Source organism: Pseudomonas sp. PS1(2021) (genome assembly GCF_020405165.1).
Lineage (GTDB): Bacteria > Pseudomonadota > Gammaproteobacteria > Pseudomonadales > Pseudomonadaceae > Pseudomonas > Pseudomonas aeruginosa.
The window spans coordinates 3,389,736-3,403,818 of the sequence record NZ_CP084484.1; the positions used below are offsets into that span (position 1 = coordinate 3,389,736).

12 protein-coding genes and 1 pseudogene are annotated in these 14,083 nt (G+C 59.9%); 4 read left to right on the forward strand and 9 right to left on the reverse strand.

Going from position 1 to position 14,083, the window contains the following annotated elements; all coding sequences use genetic code 11:
• Positions 1-196 precede the first annotated feature (196 nt).
• On the reverse strand, positions 197-1,813 hold the full coding sequence (locus LE197_RS16170; RefSeq protein ID WP_003086549.1) for an ATP-binding protein: 1,617 nt from the start codon (positions 1,811-1,813) through the stop codon (positions 197-199).
• Positions 1,814-1,896: 83 nt separating this feature from the next.
• Positions 1,897-2,607 carry a winged helix-turn-helix domain-containing protein gene (locus LE197_RS16175; RefSeq protein WP_003082360.1) on the reverse strand — a complete coding sequence of 237 codons (711 nt, stop codon included), beginning with the start codon at positions 2,605-2,607 and terminating at the stop codon, positions 1,897-1,899.
• A 732-nt stretch (positions 2,608-3,339) separates the two neighbouring features.
• Here LE197_RS16175 and LE197_RS16180 point away from each other — a divergent pair.
• From LE197_RS16180 to LE197_RS16190, 3 genes are all read left to right on the forward strand, one after another.
• Positions 3,340-6,231, forward strand: coding sequence for a ribonucleoside-diphosphate reductase subunit alpha (locus LE197_RS16180; protein WP_003082358.1), 2,892 nt, complete (start codon positions 3,340-3,342; stop codon positions 6,229-6,231).
• A 263-nt stretch (positions 6,232-6,494) separates the two neighbouring features.
• Positions 6,495-7,742 carry a ribonucleotide-diphosphate reductase subunit beta gene (locus LE197_RS16185; protein ID WP_003086547.1) on the forward strand — a complete coding sequence of 416 codons (1,248 nt, stop codon included), beginning with the start codon at positions 6,495-6,497 and terminating at the stop codon, positions 7,740-7,742.
• 112 nt (positions 7,743-7,854) lie between these two features.
• Positions 7,855-8,793: a 5'-nucleotidase gene (locus LE197_RS16190; RefSeq protein ID WP_023090736.1), complete on the forward strand. Its 939-nt coding sequence runs from the start codon at positions 7,855-7,857 to the stop codon at positions 8,791-8,793.
• Positions 8,794-9,560: 767 nt separating this feature from the next.
• Here the strand turns inward: LE197_RS16190 and LE197_RS16195 are convergent.
• From LE197_RS16195 to tnpA, 4 genes are read right to left on the reverse strand one after another with little or no spacing between them, the layout of a single operon-like run.
• Positions 9,561-9,830 (reverse strand): hypothetical protein, encoded by a 270-nt coding sequence (locus LE197_RS16195; RefSeq protein ID WP_003458515.1) that lies wholly within the window; start codon positions 9,828-9,830, stop codon positions 9,561-9,563.
• Positions 9,820-11,451 (reverse strand): IS66 family transposase, encoded by a 1,632-nt coding sequence (gene tnpC / locus LE197_RS16200; RefSeq protein WP_004423346.1) that lies wholly within the window; start codon positions 11,449-11,451, stop codon positions 9,820-9,822. Before tnpC ends, LE197_RS16195 begins: the two co-directional genes overlap by 11 nt.
• 28 nt (positions 11,452-11,479) lie before the next feature.
• Positions 11,480-11,824, reverse strand: a complete 345-nt coding sequence (gene tnpB, locus LE197_RS16205; RefSeq protein WP_004423345.1) for an IS66 family insertion sequence element accessory protein TnpB — start codon at positions 11,822-11,824, stop codon at positions 11,480-11,482.
• Positions 11,821-12,111 (reverse strand): IS66 family insertion sequence element accessory protein TnpA, encoded by a 291-nt coding sequence (gene tnpA, locus LE197_RS16210; protein WP_004423344.1) that lies wholly within the window; start codon positions 12,109-12,111, stop codon positions 11,821-11,823. Before tnpA ends, tnpB begins: the two co-directional genes overlap by 4 nt.
• Positions 12,112-12,290: 179 nt before the next feature.
• Here tnpA and LE197_RS16215 point away from each other — a divergent pair, with 179 nt between their 5' ends.
• Positions 12,291-12,845, forward strand: a complete 555-nt coding sequence (locus LE197_RS16215; RefSeq protein ID WP_023090737.1) for a Bro-N domain-containing protein — start codon at positions 12,291-12,293, stop codon at positions 12,843-12,845.
• A 191-nt stretch (positions 12,846-13,036) separates the two neighbouring features.
• On the opposite strand, the gene LE197_RS16220 is transcribed toward LE197_RS16215, so the two are convergent.
• From LE197_RS16220 to LE197_RS16230, 3 genes and pseudogenes are all read right to left on the reverse strand, one after another.
• The gene (locus tag LE197_RS16220; RefSeq protein ID WP_071533957.1) at positions 13,037-13,270 is read right to left on the reverse strand and encodes a pyocin S6 family toxin immunity protein; all 234 of its coding nucleotides are present in this window, start codon (positions 13,268-13,270) and stop codon (positions 13,037-13,039) included.
• Positions 13,267-13,520, reverse strand: a pseudogene (locus tag LE197_RS37310) (colicin E3/pyocin S6 family cytotoxin). The gene LE197_RS16220 and the pseudogene LE197_RS37310 overlap by 4 nt, the downstream one beginning before the upstream one ends.
• A 166-nt stretch (positions 13,521-13,686) precedes the next feature.
• Positions 13,687-13,959, reverse strand: coding sequence for a colicin immunity domain-containing protein (locus tag LE197_RS16230; RefSeq protein WP_031638247.1), 273 nt, complete (start codon positions 13,957-13,959; stop codon positions 13,687-13,689).
• Positions 13,960-14,083 lie beyond the last annotated feature (124 nt).

Here is a 14,083-nt window from a genome sequence, read left to right on the forward strand (position 1 = left end):
ATTTCGAATGGCGTTCCACTAGCCACCGCGTCCCGGAGTATAAACAAACGAGTCCAACTGAAAAGGACTTTTTTAGCCCCTGGCGGAATACTCGCCACGCCCGGCGGGACTGGCCTTTCGATATGTTTTCGCTACGCCTGGAATACGTCTGCGCATGCACTTGCAGATAGCTAGCCGCCATATTTCCGTCGGCTTTTCAGCGGTCGCGCAGACCCGCCTTGCGCGGCCAGGCCAGGGTGAAGCAGGCACCGCCCAGAGTCTCGCTGCGGCCGATGGAGGCCCGGCCGCCATGCCAGTAGACGATCCGCCGGACGATGGACAGTCCCAGGCCATGCCCGCCGGAAGCACGGGTCCGGCTATCGTCCAGGCGTAGGAATGGCGTAAAGAGCCGCTCCCATTGCGCCTCCGGCACCCCCGGCCCGTCGTCCTCGACATCCACCCGGCAACGCTCCAGGCTGACCCGGTAGCTGATCCTGACCCGACGATCGGCATGCCGCAGCGCATTGGTCAGCAGGTTCTGCAAGGCCCGATGCAGGTAGCGCGGCTCGGCCTCGATCCAACTGCCCAGCTCCTCAGGCACCAGCGCGCCCTCCTCGCAACTGACCAGCACCTCGCGGCGCAGCGGGGCGATCTCCTCCACCACCTGGCGCACCAGCACGCCCAGCTCCAGGCGCTGGTAGGTCAGCGGCGGCGAGCCCTGTTCCAGGCGCGCGTAGGTGAGCATCTCGTCGACCAGCTTGTCGAGGTCCTGGATATCGTTGTCCATGCCTTCCAGGTACTTCAGGCGGGCGCCGTCGGTCTCGGCGGTCTCGATCATCTCCAGGCCGAAGCGCAACCGCGCCACCGGCGTGCGCAGCTCGTGGGACACCGCGCGAACCATCTCGCGCTGCACCGTCAGCAGCCGGTGGATGTGCTCGGCCATATGGTTGAAGGCCGCGCCCAGGCGTCCCACCGAGTCGCCACCGCGCACCTCGACGCGGGTATCCAGGCTGCCGCGGGCGATCCGCGTGGCGGCCGCCTCCAGGCTGCGCAGGCGCTGCTCCAGACGACGCACCAGCAGGTAGGTGATCAGGCCGATGAAGCTCAGGCACAGCGCGCCGAGCAGCAACAGCAGCTGCGGCGGATAGGGGTTCATCTGGAACAGCGGGCCCAGCTCCAGCACCCAGGGCGTGTCGAGGATGCCGGCGAAGATGCGGATCGAGTCGCCGTCCTTGCCCAGCGCCATCACCGTGTCGCCCTCCACCACTCGCCGGCGCTGGTCGTCGTCGAGGTCCAGTTCCTTGACCTGGAGCAAGTGCACCGGGAAGCCGAAGCGCTTGTCGCGGACGATCCGCGCAAGGTGGTAAGGCTGTTCGCTGGCTGGGTAGCGCACCAGTTCGTCCATCAGCAGGTAAACCGTGGCCCGCGCCAGTTGCTCGCTGACCTGCTGCACCTCGCCGCTGAGCACCAGGTTCTCGGCGGCGCTGGCCTGGGTATAGACGGTGACGGCGTGCTCGGCGGTCTGCTTCACCAGCACCTGGCCGTTCATCAGGCGCGCGCGGCTGCGTCCGTCCATCCGCAGCTCATCCAGCCCGCGCAGTTGCAGGGGAATCCCCAGCAAGCGGCTCCACTGCGCCAGGGCGCGCTTGCGCTCGGTGGCGGTCATCGGTTGCAGGTTGTCGGCCATCAGGCGGAAGGTGCCGCGCGCCAGCTCCTCGCGGTAGTGCTCGCCGCGCACCTCGTTGATCCAGTGCAGGCCGAGCAGGCCCAGGCCGCTGACCAGCAGCAGGGCCAGGAGCATGCCGCCATAGATGCGCAGGAAGATGGATTTCATCGGCGAGCCCCCGGCCGCTGTCCGCTGCTGTTGATTCTGGCCGACCGGGACGCCCGCGCCCCGGCCCGCAGGAAAAAAGCGCCTCAGCCCTCGCCGACGAACAGGTAGCCCTTGCTGCGTACGGTCTTGATCAGCCGCGGGTGCATCGGGTCGTCGCCGATCTTCGGGCGGATCCGCGAGATGCGCACGTCGATGGAGCGGTCCTGGCCGTCGTACTCGATGCCGCGCAGGGCGTTGAAGATCTCCTCGCGGGAGAGAATGCGCCCGGCGTTCGCCGCCAGCAGCCAGAGCAGGTCGAATTCGGCGCTGGTCAGCTCGATGGTGGTCCCGTCCAGCCAGGCCTCGCGCATCGCGTTGTCGATCACCAGGCGACCGAACGCCAGGCGTTTGCTGTCCGCCGCCGGGGCGCCCGCTTCCGGCGCCTCGCTGCGCCGCAACAGGGCACGGATGCGCGCCAGCAGCACACGCGGGCGCACCGGCTTGCACACGTAGTCGTCGGCGCCCATCTCCAGGCCGAGTACCTCGTCCATATCGTCGGTGCGCGCGGTGAGCATCAGGATCGGACCGTCGAACTGCGGGCGCACCTGGCGGCAGATGGACAGGCCGTCCTCGCCCGGCAGCATCAGGTCGAGCACCACCAGGTCCGGGCGTTCGGCGAGGATACGCGCCGCCGCCAGTGCGCCGTTGGCTTCGATGTCGACCTTCAGGCCGTTGCCTTCCAGGTATTCCCGGGTCAGCTCGGCCAGGCGTCGATCGTCCTCGACGATCAGGATGCGCCAGGCTTCTTGCTCCACACAGCCTCCTCGTATCGCGGTCCCGGAGCCGCCGTGCGGCCCCCTCAGAGCGGCCCGCATTGTAGCCAATACGGGGGCCGCGCGGCAGCACGCGAGGAACATCTTGCAAACACTACATATTGTGGGTAGGGTGCGCGCCCCGAAAGGTTGGGGAGTAGGTCTGCGCCGGTGCTTTCCGAGGGCGACGAATGGCATTCTCCAGCGCTGCCGCGGCCTACGGACGCTTCCTAGGACTCACGCACAGAAGACCCACACTTTATCCACAGGTTTCCCCCAGACTGTCACCTTGCAAACACCCCATTAGCGCATTATCTTGTATCCCCATCGTCGCCACCCCCTATATCTTGGGTTTCGAGCGCACGAACGGCTACAACGGAACCAACCGCGCACGGACCACTCTGATGGCTCCGGCGGCTCCGCAAAAAAGCATTTTCCAGACGTACTGAAAGCATCGACGGCGCTCATCGCAAGGAGCCCTTCATGACGTTGGAAAAGCGGTACGGGTGTTGCAACGGACGCTGTAAACAGACAGTCAACACCACTAGGTATTGTGTTCGACGGCAAAACGCCACGAACCCGCCAGGGCCAGGGAGGCACTCACAGTCCCCACCCTCAGCATTCGAATGAAACAGCCGCCGCGAGGCCGGCTGCCCGGCTCTTTATCGATTCAAGGGAATGGGCGCCCCGGCGCCCGCTAGCAAAACCATTACGAGAACGTGGAGATACCCACCCATGCATACCGACACCACACGCGAGAACCCGCAGGCCAGCGCGCCGCAGGCCGCCGATTCGTCGCAGGATCTGGCCGCCACCGCGCCGGGCCAGCTACGCGTGATCAAGCGCAACGGCACCGTAGTCCCCTACACCGATGACAAGATCACCGTCGCCATCACCAAGGCGTTCCTCGCCGTGGAAGGCGGCACCGCCGCCGCCTCGTCGCGTATCCATGACACCGTGCGCCGCCTGACCGAGCAGGTCACCGCCACCTTCAAGCGCCGCATGCCGTCCGGCGGCACCATCCACATCGAAGAGATCCAGGACCAGGTCGAACTGGCCCTGATGCGCGCCGGCGAGCAGAAGGTCGCCCGCGACTACGTGATCTACCGCGAAGCCCGCGCCGCCGAGCGCAAGAACGCCGGCGCCGCCAGCGACGTCGCCCAGCCGCACCCGAGCATCCGCATCACCCGCGCCGACGGCAGCCTGTCGCCGCTGGACATGGGCCGCCTGAACACCATCATCAGCGAAGCCTGCGAAGGCCTGGCCGAGGTGGACGGCGCGCTGATCGAGCGCGAGACCCTGAAGAACCTCTACGACGGCGTCGCCGAGAAGGACGTCAACACCGCCCTGGTGATGACCGCGCGCACCCTGGTCGAGCGCGAGCCGAACTACTCCTACGTCACCGCCCGCCTGCTGATGGACACCCTGCGCGCCGAAGCCCTGGGCTTCCTCGGCGTGGCCGAGAGCGCCACCCATCACGAGATGGCCGAGCTGTACGCCAAGGCCCTGCCGGCCTACATCGAGAAAGGCGCCGAGTTCGAGCTGGTCGATGCCAAGCTGAAGGAATTCGACCTGGAGAAACTGGGCAAGGCCATCGATCACGAGCGCGACCAGCAGTTCACCTACCTCGGCCTGCAGACCCTGTACGACCGCTACTTCATCCACAAGGACGGCATCCGCTTCGAACTGCCGCAGATCTTCTTCATGCGCGTGGCCATGGGCCTGGCCATCGAGGAGAAGGACCGCGAGGCACGCGCCATCGAGTTCTACAACCTGCTGTCGTCCTTCGACTACATGAGTTCCACCCCCACCCTGTTCAACGCCGGCACCCTGCGTCCGCAGCTCTCCAGCTGCTACCTGACCACCGTGCCGGACGACCTGTCGGGCATCTACGGCGCCATCCACGACAACGCCATGCTGTCGAAATTCGCCGGCGGCCTGGGCAACGACTGGACCCCGGTGCGCGCGCTGGGCTCCTACATCAAGGGCACCAACGGCAAGTCCCAGGGCGTCGTGCCCTTCCTGAAAGTGGTCAATGACACCGCGGTCGCGGTCAACCAGGGCGGCAAGCGCAAGGGCGCGGTCTGCGCCTACCTGGAGACCTGGCACCTGGACATCGAGGAATTCCTCGAGCTGCGCAAGAACACCGGTGACGACCGTCGTCGTACCCACGACATGAACACCGCCAACTGGATCCCCGACCTGTTCATGAAGCGCGTCTTCGACGACGGCTCCTGGACCCTCTTCTCGCCGTCCGACGTCCCCGACCTGCACGACCTCTACGGCAAGGCCTTCGAGGAGCGCTACGAGTACTACGAGGCCCTGGCCAGCTACGGCAAGCTGAAGCTGCACAAGGTCGTCCAGGCCAAGGACCTGTGGCGCAAGATGCTCTCCATGCTGTTCGAGACCGGCCACCCGTGGCTGACCTTCAAGGACCCGTGCAACCTGCGCAGCCCGCAGCAGCACGTGGGCGTGGTGCACAGCTCGAACCTCTGCACCGAGATCACCCTGAACACCAACAAGGACGAGATCGCCGTCTGCAACCTGGGCTCGATCAACCTGGTCAACCACATCGTCGACGGCAAGCTGGACACCGCCAAGCTGGAGAAGACCGTCAAGACCGCGGTACGCATGCTCGATAACGTCATCGACATCAACTACTACTCGGTCCCGCAGGCGCAGAACTCCAACTTCAAGCACCGTCCGGTCGGCCTGGGCATCATGGGCTTCCAGGACGCCCTGTACCTGCAGCACATCCCCTACGGTTCGGACGCGGCCATCGCCTTCGCCGACCAGTCCATGGAAGCCATCAGCTACTACGCGATCCAGGCTTCCTGCGACCTGGCCGATGAGCGCGGCGCCTACCAGACCTTCCAGGGCTCGCTGTGGTCGCAAGGCATCCTGCCGATCGACTCGGAGAAGAAGCTGATCGAAGAGCGCGGCGCCAAGTACATCGAAGTCGACCTGTCGGAAACCCTCGACTGGGCGCCGCTGCGCGAGCGCGTACAGAAAGGCATCCGCAACTCGAACATCATGGCCATCGCGCCGACCGCGACCATCGCCAACATCACCGGCGTCTCGCAGTCGATCGAGCCGACCTACCAGAACCTGTACGTGAAGTCGAACCTCTCCGGCGAGTTCACCGTGATCAACCCCTACCTGGTGCGCGACCTCAAGGCCCGCGGCCTGTGGGACCCGGTCATGGTCAACGACCTGAAGTACTACGACGGTTCCGTGCAGCAGATCGAGCGCATCCCGCAGGACCTCAAGGACCTCTACGCCACCGCGTTCGAAGTCGAGACCCGCTGGATCGTCGAAGCCGCCAGCCGTCGCCAGAAGTGGATCGACCAGGCCCAGTCGCTGAACCTGTACATCGCCGGCGCCTCGGGCAAGAAGCTCGACGTGACCTACCGCATGGCCTGGTTCCGCGGCCTGAAGACCACCTACTACCTCCGTGCCCTGGCCGCCACCAGCACCGAGAAGTCCACCATCAACACCGGCAAGCTCAACGCCGTGTCGGCCGGTGGCAACGACGGCCTGCAAGCCGCCCCGGCCGCCGAGCCGAAGCCGGCGCCGGTGCCGCAGGCATGCAGCATCGACAACCCCGACTGCGAAGCCTGCCAGTGATCGCGCGTCGCTGAACGGCGTCCGTGTCGTGGCCGGGTAAGCCGGACTCCTCCCGTGAGTCCGGCCTGCCCGGCGCCTGACGGTCGCTCGTCCAGCGCCACGCTGGCAGCGCAAGGCCCCTCGCCAGGGCCAGGAACAATCCCCTTCTTCCCTCCGGGGGAGAAGAACGGCCCGGCCAGACCGTGCCGGACCACCGCTTTCGCGTGCACCTCACGCCCCATATCCAGGCCGCCGAGACGGCCGCCAGACCAGGAGAGAGCAAGATGCTGAGCTGGGACGAATTCGACAAAGAAGACCCGACCGAAGCCAAGGCCGCGCCCGCCGCCGCCCAGGCCGTTGCCCAGGGCCATGACAAGCTGGACGACGAAGCCGCCGGCTCGGTGGAAGAAGCGCGCGCCGTTTCCGCCGACGACTCCGACGCCGTCGCCCGCGCCAAGAAGGCCCTGAACGACCTCGACATCCAGGAAGGCCTGGACGATCTCGAAGGCTCCGCCGCGCGCGTGCAGGTCGGCGACAAGCAGATGATCAACGCCCGCGCCGACCTCAACCAGCTCGTCCCCTTCAAGTACGACTGGGCCTGGCAGAAGTATCTGGATGGTTGCGCCAACCACTGGATGCCGCAGGAAGTCAACATGAACGCCGACATCGCCCTGTGGAAGAGCAAGGACGGCCTCAGCGAAGACGAGCGGCGCATCGTCATGCGCAACCTCGGCTTCTTCTCCACCGCCGACTCCCTGGTCGCCAACAACCTGGTGCTGGCCGTGTACCGCCTGATCACCAACCCCGAGTGCCGCCAGTACATCCTGCGCCAGGCCTTCGAAGAGGCGATCCACACCCACGCCTACCAGTACTGCATCGAGTCGCTGGGCATGGACGAGGGCGAGATCTTCAACATGTACCACGAGATCCCCAGCGTGGCGAAGAAGGCCTCGTGGGGCCTGAAGTACACCCGCTCGATCTCCGACCCGATGTTCCAGACCGGCACCCCGGAAACCGACCGCCAGTTCCTGCGCAACCTGATCGCCTACTACTGCGTGCTGGAAGGCATCTTCTTCTACTGCGGCTTCACCCAGATCCTCTCCATGGGCCGCCGCAACAAGATGACCGGCACCGCCGAGCAGTTCCAGTACATCCTCCGCGACGAGTCGATGCACCTGAACTTCGGTATCGACGTGATCAACCAGATCAAGATCGAGAACCCGCACCTGTGGGACGCCCAGATGAAGGACGAGGCGACCCAGATGATCCTCCAGGGCACCCAGCTGGAGATCGAATACGCGCGCGACACCATGCCGCGCGGGGTGTTGGGGATGAACGCGGCGATGATGGAGGACTACCTGAAGTTCATCGCCAACCGGCGCCTGACCCAGATCGGCCTGAAGGAGGAGTATCCGGGGACCACCAACCCGTTCCCGTGGATGTCGGAGATCATGGACCTGAAGAAGGAGAAGAACTTCTTCGAGACGCGGGTTATCGAGTACCAGACGGGCGGAGCACTGAGCTGGGATTGAGATTCTCGATTTAGGTCAAGACCGTTAGACGCTGTAGCCGGAAAGGGACTTTTGGGGCAGTGGTAGAAGATGAAAACCCCGCCTTGTGCGGGGTTTTCTTTAAGGAAGCACTATGCCGTACGATTTAGAAAAGAGATTAGTAATAGGTTTAGCCTCAAGCGCCCTCTTTAATCTTGAAGAGTCAGATAGTGTCTTTAGATCAGAAGGAGAGGATGCCTACAGGAAATATCAAAGGGAAAATCAAAACAAACCACTCCCCCATGGGGTAGCATTCTCCTTTATTAGAAGACTACTTTCCCTAAACAAACTTTCCCCTAAAGACCCACCAGTCGAAGTCATCTTACTTTCGCGAAACGATCCAGATACAGGCTTAAGAGTCATGAAATCAATTGAGCACCATGGCTTACCTATGACTAGAGCAGTATTTCTACAAGGAAGGTCACCACAAAACTATATACCTGCCTTAAAAATCAGCCTATTCCTTTCAGCAAATGAAACAGATGTAAAACAAGCAATGATTGCTGGCTACCCTGCTGGACAAGTACTAAAGACTGCCGCATATGACGACCCTGAAGATAAAGAGCTAAGAATAGCTTTCGACTTTGACGGTGTAATTGCTGATGATGAAGCGGAGTCAATTTATCAAGAAACGAGAAATTTATCTGACTTCCACGATCATGAGCAAAGTCTTGTCAATACACCACACAACCCAGGTCCACTTGCAGAGTTCCTTAAAAAAATATCAACCATACAAAAATTAGAGCAGGAACAACAAGAAAACGACCCCACATACTCTCCAGTACTTAACATCAGCATTGTTACTGCTAGAAATGCCCCTTCACATGAGCGCGTAATTAATACAATGCGCCACTGGAACATAAGAGTAAATTCCGCATTTTTCTTGGGCGGAATCGAAAAAAAATCCGTATTAGAAGTATTGAGCCCTCACATATTTTTTGATGACCAAAGACTACATCTAGACCCTGCCTCATCTGTACTACCGTCAGTCCATATTCCCTTTGGCGTGGCTAACAACATAGCCAAAGAGTGAACGTATCTCTCTACAAAATTCTGAAACTTCCGTAGATACCGTATTACCTGCTCCCAGCTTCCCAGTTGTTTCCCCAAACCCGCAGTTCGCTGCAAGTCTTTGTTTCGCCTTCCCAGGCGAGTCACTTTCTCAGTCGCGAGAAAGTAACCAAAGCGCTTGCCCCTGCATCCGGCCCCAGTCGCTTTGCGACTGGGGTTCCCTCCCTCCATCGCCGTTCCGGGGGCACGCCGCCACGGTCCTTCGTGGACCGAGGCGACTTTCGCGGCCTCCTGCCGCTCAACCCCCTACACGACGATTCCGCTCGGCCTCCTGATGGGGCGGGCCGGAGCGTCGGATATTTCTCTGGAAGACGTAGGGCAAATCACGCAAAGCGTGATTCGCAAGATGGGGCAAAGCGGCTAAGCACCGGACGACGCGGAATTGGCCCAAATACCCTGTTTCACAGGGTTCCTTTGATAGAGAAAGTCTTTCAACTTCGCTCGTTCAGCTCGGTTGTTTCGTCCCTCTTGCCGCAATAATCTGCCACCGGCGCCTAAGAAACGCCCAACTACCTAGCGGCCAAGCCGCTCCCGACAAGCAAGCGGCTTTTTTGAGTCTGCGGTACTCTCTCGCCCTCAAAAACCTCTGTAATGCCGGGAGTGGACTAATAAAAAACCCGAAAGGGAAATATGTCCGGCCCTCTAGCTAGGTAGTAGGGTTTCTTAGCTCCCGGCGCCCAGCTTTCAACGCTGTTTTGCCGTAAGCGTTCATTCCACGACGTACTGGACTTACTTTACGTCCCGAAGGGGCCTTAGCAATTCCGGTGAGACCTTGTACTGTTTCGTGCCGTTCTCGGCCAGGACGATCACGCTCTTGCGGTTGATCTTGGTGACGATCCCCATAGTCAAGCCAGTTCGGCTTTCGAAGGTCACCTTCAGCCCCACGTGCAGCCGACTCAGCGCCTGCAGGTTTTCTTGATCTTGCAGTTCATCAATGCGCCGGCAGATCATTCGGTTCAGCTCCAATAGCTGATCGATGCTCATGTCTTCAATGCGCATGGAGGGTGCCCTTTGGCTGTGCGGTCTGTCGATCAGAATGGCGCGGATCGATCAGCGAGCGTAACGGATTATCGGCGAACCGGGTCTTCCAGAGCCGAGGCGTCAGGTCAGCGACCTTGCTGGCCGGGTGCTGACTGATGCGCTGCAGCACGTCCACCAGATAGGTGTACGGGTTGATGTCGTGCAGTTTGCACGTAGTGATCAGGCTCTGGATGATGCCCACGTGTTCCGCGCCGAGTTCAGTCCAGCAGAACAGCCAGTTCTTGCGTCCCATGGGAATGGGGCGCAGGGCCCGTTCCAGGTGGTTGGTGTCTGGCTGGACGTCTGGGTCTTCCAGGAAGACGGTCAGGCTGGCTTCACGGCTGAGCACGTAGTTCAGTGCTTTGGTCAATAAATCACTGGGCAGCAGACCGCCCTGTGCCAGTTGATCCCGGCACCATTGGAAGAAGTCGCTGACCACCGGCTTTGAGTGGAGCAGCCGGTACTGGCGTTTCTTTTCGCCGGTCAGTTGCTGGACGCGGATCTCTTCTTCGTTGGTGTATAGCTTGGCAATCTGCTGAAGGGCTTCGGTGGCAGTTATCGGGTGGTCCTTCTGCGCCTCAATGAAGTAACGACGACTGTGCACCCAGCACTGCGCGTGGATGATGTTCTGCTGTGCGGCGGCATAGCGGGCATAAGCAGCATAGCCGTCACTGATCAGAGTTCCGCTGAACTGTTCGTTCAGTACCTGCTCGATATGGGCTCGGCCTCGACTGTTCGAGTAAGTGAACACCACTTCATCGGCATCGCCGTATAACGGCCAGAACCAGCCGGATTTCATCTTGCCTTTTTGTGGGCCTGCCCGACCCTGGTGGCCAGCTTTAATCGGCGTCTCATCCATCGCCAACACCCGGCTGCGCAGAACATTGTCGGTCTGGGCATCCACGATCGGCCGCAGCAGATCAATAGATCGCTTGATCAGATTGGTGAGGGTGCTGCGGCTGAGGGTAATACCCGCTTGCTGGATGCGTTGGTGTTGGCGATACAGCGGTAGGTGAAACTGGAACTTGTCGACCATCAGACCCGCCAACAAGCTGACGTCGGCCAGGCTGTTGTCCAGTACGTTGGACGGGGCCGGCGTGGTCACGGGCTTGTCGCTGCCCTTGCGCCGAAATACGGGGCGTTCCACTTGCAACACCACGTAACTGGACGTCCGCTGGGCCAGCCGATAGGTCGTTTTGGTGCCAAGGATGTCGTACTGGTCGGCGTCGGGGCCGCTTAGCTCCGGCGGCAGGTGTTCAACAACTTCCACTGGCACGTCCGCTGTAAAACGCAGACCCGTATCGTTCAGGCAGTCGTCGTCCCGCTGTTTCTTTCCGGTGCCTCGCTGATAAGCCCGAACCGGGCGTTTCTCCGCATCGAGAGGCTTCTCCGGGCTAGCCGCATCATTCGATTGGAACAGGCCGCCCTGCTCCGGGAGGTCATACACCTGCTTCTCGGACTTGGGGCCGAACAGCTGCTTCTTGAACCAGTCCAACTGCCGCTGCATGACCTGTAGCTGCTCACGCAACAGGGCATTCTCCTCGGCCAGTACCGAGTAGGAAGGGGCGTTGGAATAGGACGCGGAAGCCATTGAATTCATGGCCGATATTATACCGGAACACAACCCGCTACGTGCCCCGAAAACGCTTGAACTGACGGTACTTTTGCACCTCGATACCGTCAATCAGCAACTGGAGATCAGTCAGGTTTAAGGGGCGCTGTCCCGAAGAAGACGGCCGTACCCGGAACTGCCCCTGCTCCAGTCGCTTGGCCCACAGGCAGTAGCCCGTGGGCGTGAAATACAACATCTTCATTTGGGTCTTGCGACGGTTAACGAAGACAAAATACTGCCCGCTGAGCGGATCTTGCTTGAGTTGATTGCGGACCAGAGCGCTCAGCCCCCGGAAGGATTTACGCATATCCGTGGGCTCGGTGCACAGCCAGATCCGGGCCTGGCTATCCAGACCGATCATCTGATCTGGCTCAGCCTTAGCTCAACACCATTACCCAGGCTCAGCACGATATTCCAGCCGCTTCCGGGAGAGGCCGAGTCATCCATCAGCGATGACAGATCCAGGAAGCTGGCATAACCAGAATCCGCAGCCTCACCGACCGGCTGACTCAACAGGCGCTTGCGCCAACTACAGAAGCTGGCATAACCGAGTTTGTGCTCCTTGCAGAACTGCGTGGCCGACAGGCCGCTGTCACGCTGCTGACCGATTAGGACTTGCCACTGTTCTGCGGTGCGGTGTTTTCTCATGGAAATAACCTCGCGTTGTTGAATGCGAGGTCACTCTAGGGCGGAAGTCAGCGGGATGGCAGGATGTCTTGGAATGAACGCTTACGTTTTGCCATCAGCAGAGGTAACGGAAATGCCTATCACCACCTTCATATCTCCACCCACACTGCTTCACCCCACCACCTCCCCGGAGGTGCGCCATGTCTGACGCCCTCCTCCACCCCAGTTGTTTCACCCACCACCATCGGGTCCTGCGCGCCGTGCTGCTGGATGAGGAAGGCTGGTTCGTACTCTCCGACCTGGTACGGCTGCTGGGCCGTTACCTGGGCGGTCGGGCGCCGGCGGCGTTGTGTGACGAGGCGCCGTGTCCGCTGGCGACGGCGGAACAGCGCGAGCGCTTGTTCGCCCTCTGCCATGCGCTGGAGCGGCATCTGGACACCGATCAGTGGCGGCTCGCCTGGCTCCATGACGAACGCCACGGGCCACGCCAGGATTGCCTGGTCAGCGAGTCCGGGCTCTACGCTCTGCTCTGGCTCGCAGTGCCTGGCGCGGCGCGAGGCTTGCGCCGTTGGGTCAGCGGCTCGGTGCTGCCACGCCTGCGCAGCCAGTCCCACCCCAACGCCACGCCCCAGCGCGCCGTGCTGCACTGGAAAACCGCCGAGATCGACACCCTGCACTGGCAAGGCAAGACCTGGATCCCCCTCTCCGACTGCCCCCAACTCCTCGACAGCCCACGCCCGCTGATCCGGACCTGACCCCGTCATACGCCCTGAAAGGAGTCAGGGCTTAAAGCAGCAGAGTGATCTTTTTCTCTATGACTACTAAAAATCTAGGTCTTTCCAGAAACGCTCTCTTTCTTTACAACTATCAGACCAAGGAAAACTCTAATAGCTGTCTAGCTTAAAAAGAAGGTCCATGCAGTTGGGCCTTCCTCTATAACCTGTAGCTAGGCGTAAACCCCAATAAAATACTCCAATCCAACCGGAAGCTTTTCGCCTAGAATTTCCTCAATCCTTACAACATCATCATTCTTAACAGGATATTCACCTTCAATATTCCCCCCTTTCTTCCAGCGCATCACCTCCATAACTTGCGAAATATATTCGAAAGGAACAGTTTTTTCATATTTCAAGGACTCATCATTTCCCGATGGTAGGTACCCAGAAATCAATACAGTCATGCTTCTACACTCCTTTTTTGATCAGCAGACTTCGTGCGAGCACCAGTATTAGAGTCAAACCCTCCCAAGTGCCGCCCTCTCTTGTCATACATCTCAAAACTGCCATGCTGAGAATCCCATTTATAGATATTCCCTTTTTATCCTTCCAGCGCTTCCGCAACCCACCACCACCTTGAATAGAAGTTTTTGGCTTAGCTCTCAAGGCGTCGGGGAAGGCAGGTAGTGTTGCCGGAGCAGGATAGTAATGCACAAGGCATTCAATTCAACATCGCAGACTCACGCACTTTGCGACTGACGCACTAACTGACAATCCGGCGATTTACATCTGCTCTCGAAGCATGGATTGGCTAAGAAACAGGCGAAGCCCATAAACTGACTTCGCCTGATCTATATCTTCGGATATAAAGGATCATCAGCTAGATATATTTATATTTCTTCAAAAGCTCTCTAACTTCCTGCTTTAGCTCCTCTTCATTTATCTCACCATCATTATCCTTCGGTCCATCCGTGAAGCAATCTGCCATTCCAAACATAAGCCTGAGGCAAGCGCCAAGATTATCATCATCCTTTTTCAGCATGCCTGACGCACCTTCGCTACGCCACATTTCAAAGAATTTTTTTGTGAAACTCTTTCCGCTTAACGATCCATCCAAAAAATTTCTTGCAAGATCAATAAGTGCCATGCTCATTTAAACCACCTCATTCTCAAAATAGTTTTTTCCTGTCTGCTTCCTGGCTCAAGATACCACCCTGACAAAAACATTCCATCCTCTTTGAGAACAACCACAATACTAGTATCAGGACTGTAAAATA

What these genes read in the sequence shown, in the direction of transcription:
- LE197_RS16170 (WP_003086549.1), bottom strand. Translation starts at nt 1,813, where the DNA reads ATGAAATCCATCTTCCTGCGCATCTATGGCGGCATGCTCCTGGCCCTG.
- LE197_RS16180 (WP_003082358.1), top strand. Translation starts at nt 3,340, where the DNA reads ATGCATACCGACACCACACGCGAGAACCCGCAGGCCAGCGCGCCGCAG.
- LE197_RS16185 (WP_003086547.1), top strand. Translation starts at nt 6,495, where the DNA reads ATGCTGAGCTGGGACGAATTCGACAAAGAAGACCCGACCGAAGCCAAG.
- LE197_RS16190 (WP_023090736.1), top strand. Translation starts at nt 7,855, where the DNA reads ATGCCGTACGATTTAGAAAAGAGATTAGTAATAGGTTTAGCCTCAAGC.
- LE197_RS16195 (WP_003458515.1), bottom strand. Translation starts at nt 9,830, where the DNA reads ATGCGCATTGAAGACATGAGCATCGATCAGCTATTGGAGCTGAACCGA.
- tnpC (WP_004423346.1), bottom strand. Translation starts at nt 11,451, where the DNA reads ATGAATTCAATGGCTTCCGCGTCCTATTCCAACGCCCCTTCCTACTCG.
- tnpB (WP_004423345.1), bottom strand. Translation starts at nt 11,824, where the DNA reads ATGATCGGTCTGGATAGCCAGGCCCGGATCTGGCTGTGCACCGAGCCC.
- tnpA (WP_004423344.1), bottom strand. Translation starts at nt 12,111, where the DNA reads ATGAGAAAACACCGCACCGCAGAACAGTGGCAAGTCCTAATCGGTCAG.
- LE197_RS16215 (WP_023090737.1), top strand. Translation starts at nt 12,291, where the DNA reads ATGTCTGACGCCCTCCTCCACCCCAGTTGTTTCACCCACCACCATCGG.
- LE197_RS16220 (WP_071533957.1), bottom strand. Translation starts at nt 13,270, where the DNA reads ATGACTGTATTGATTTCTGGGTACCTACCATCGGGAAATGATGAGTCC.
- LE197_RS16230 (WP_031638247.1), bottom strand. Translation starts at nt 13,959, where the DNA reads ATGAGCATGGCACTTATTGATCTTGCAAGAAATTTTTTGGATGGATCG.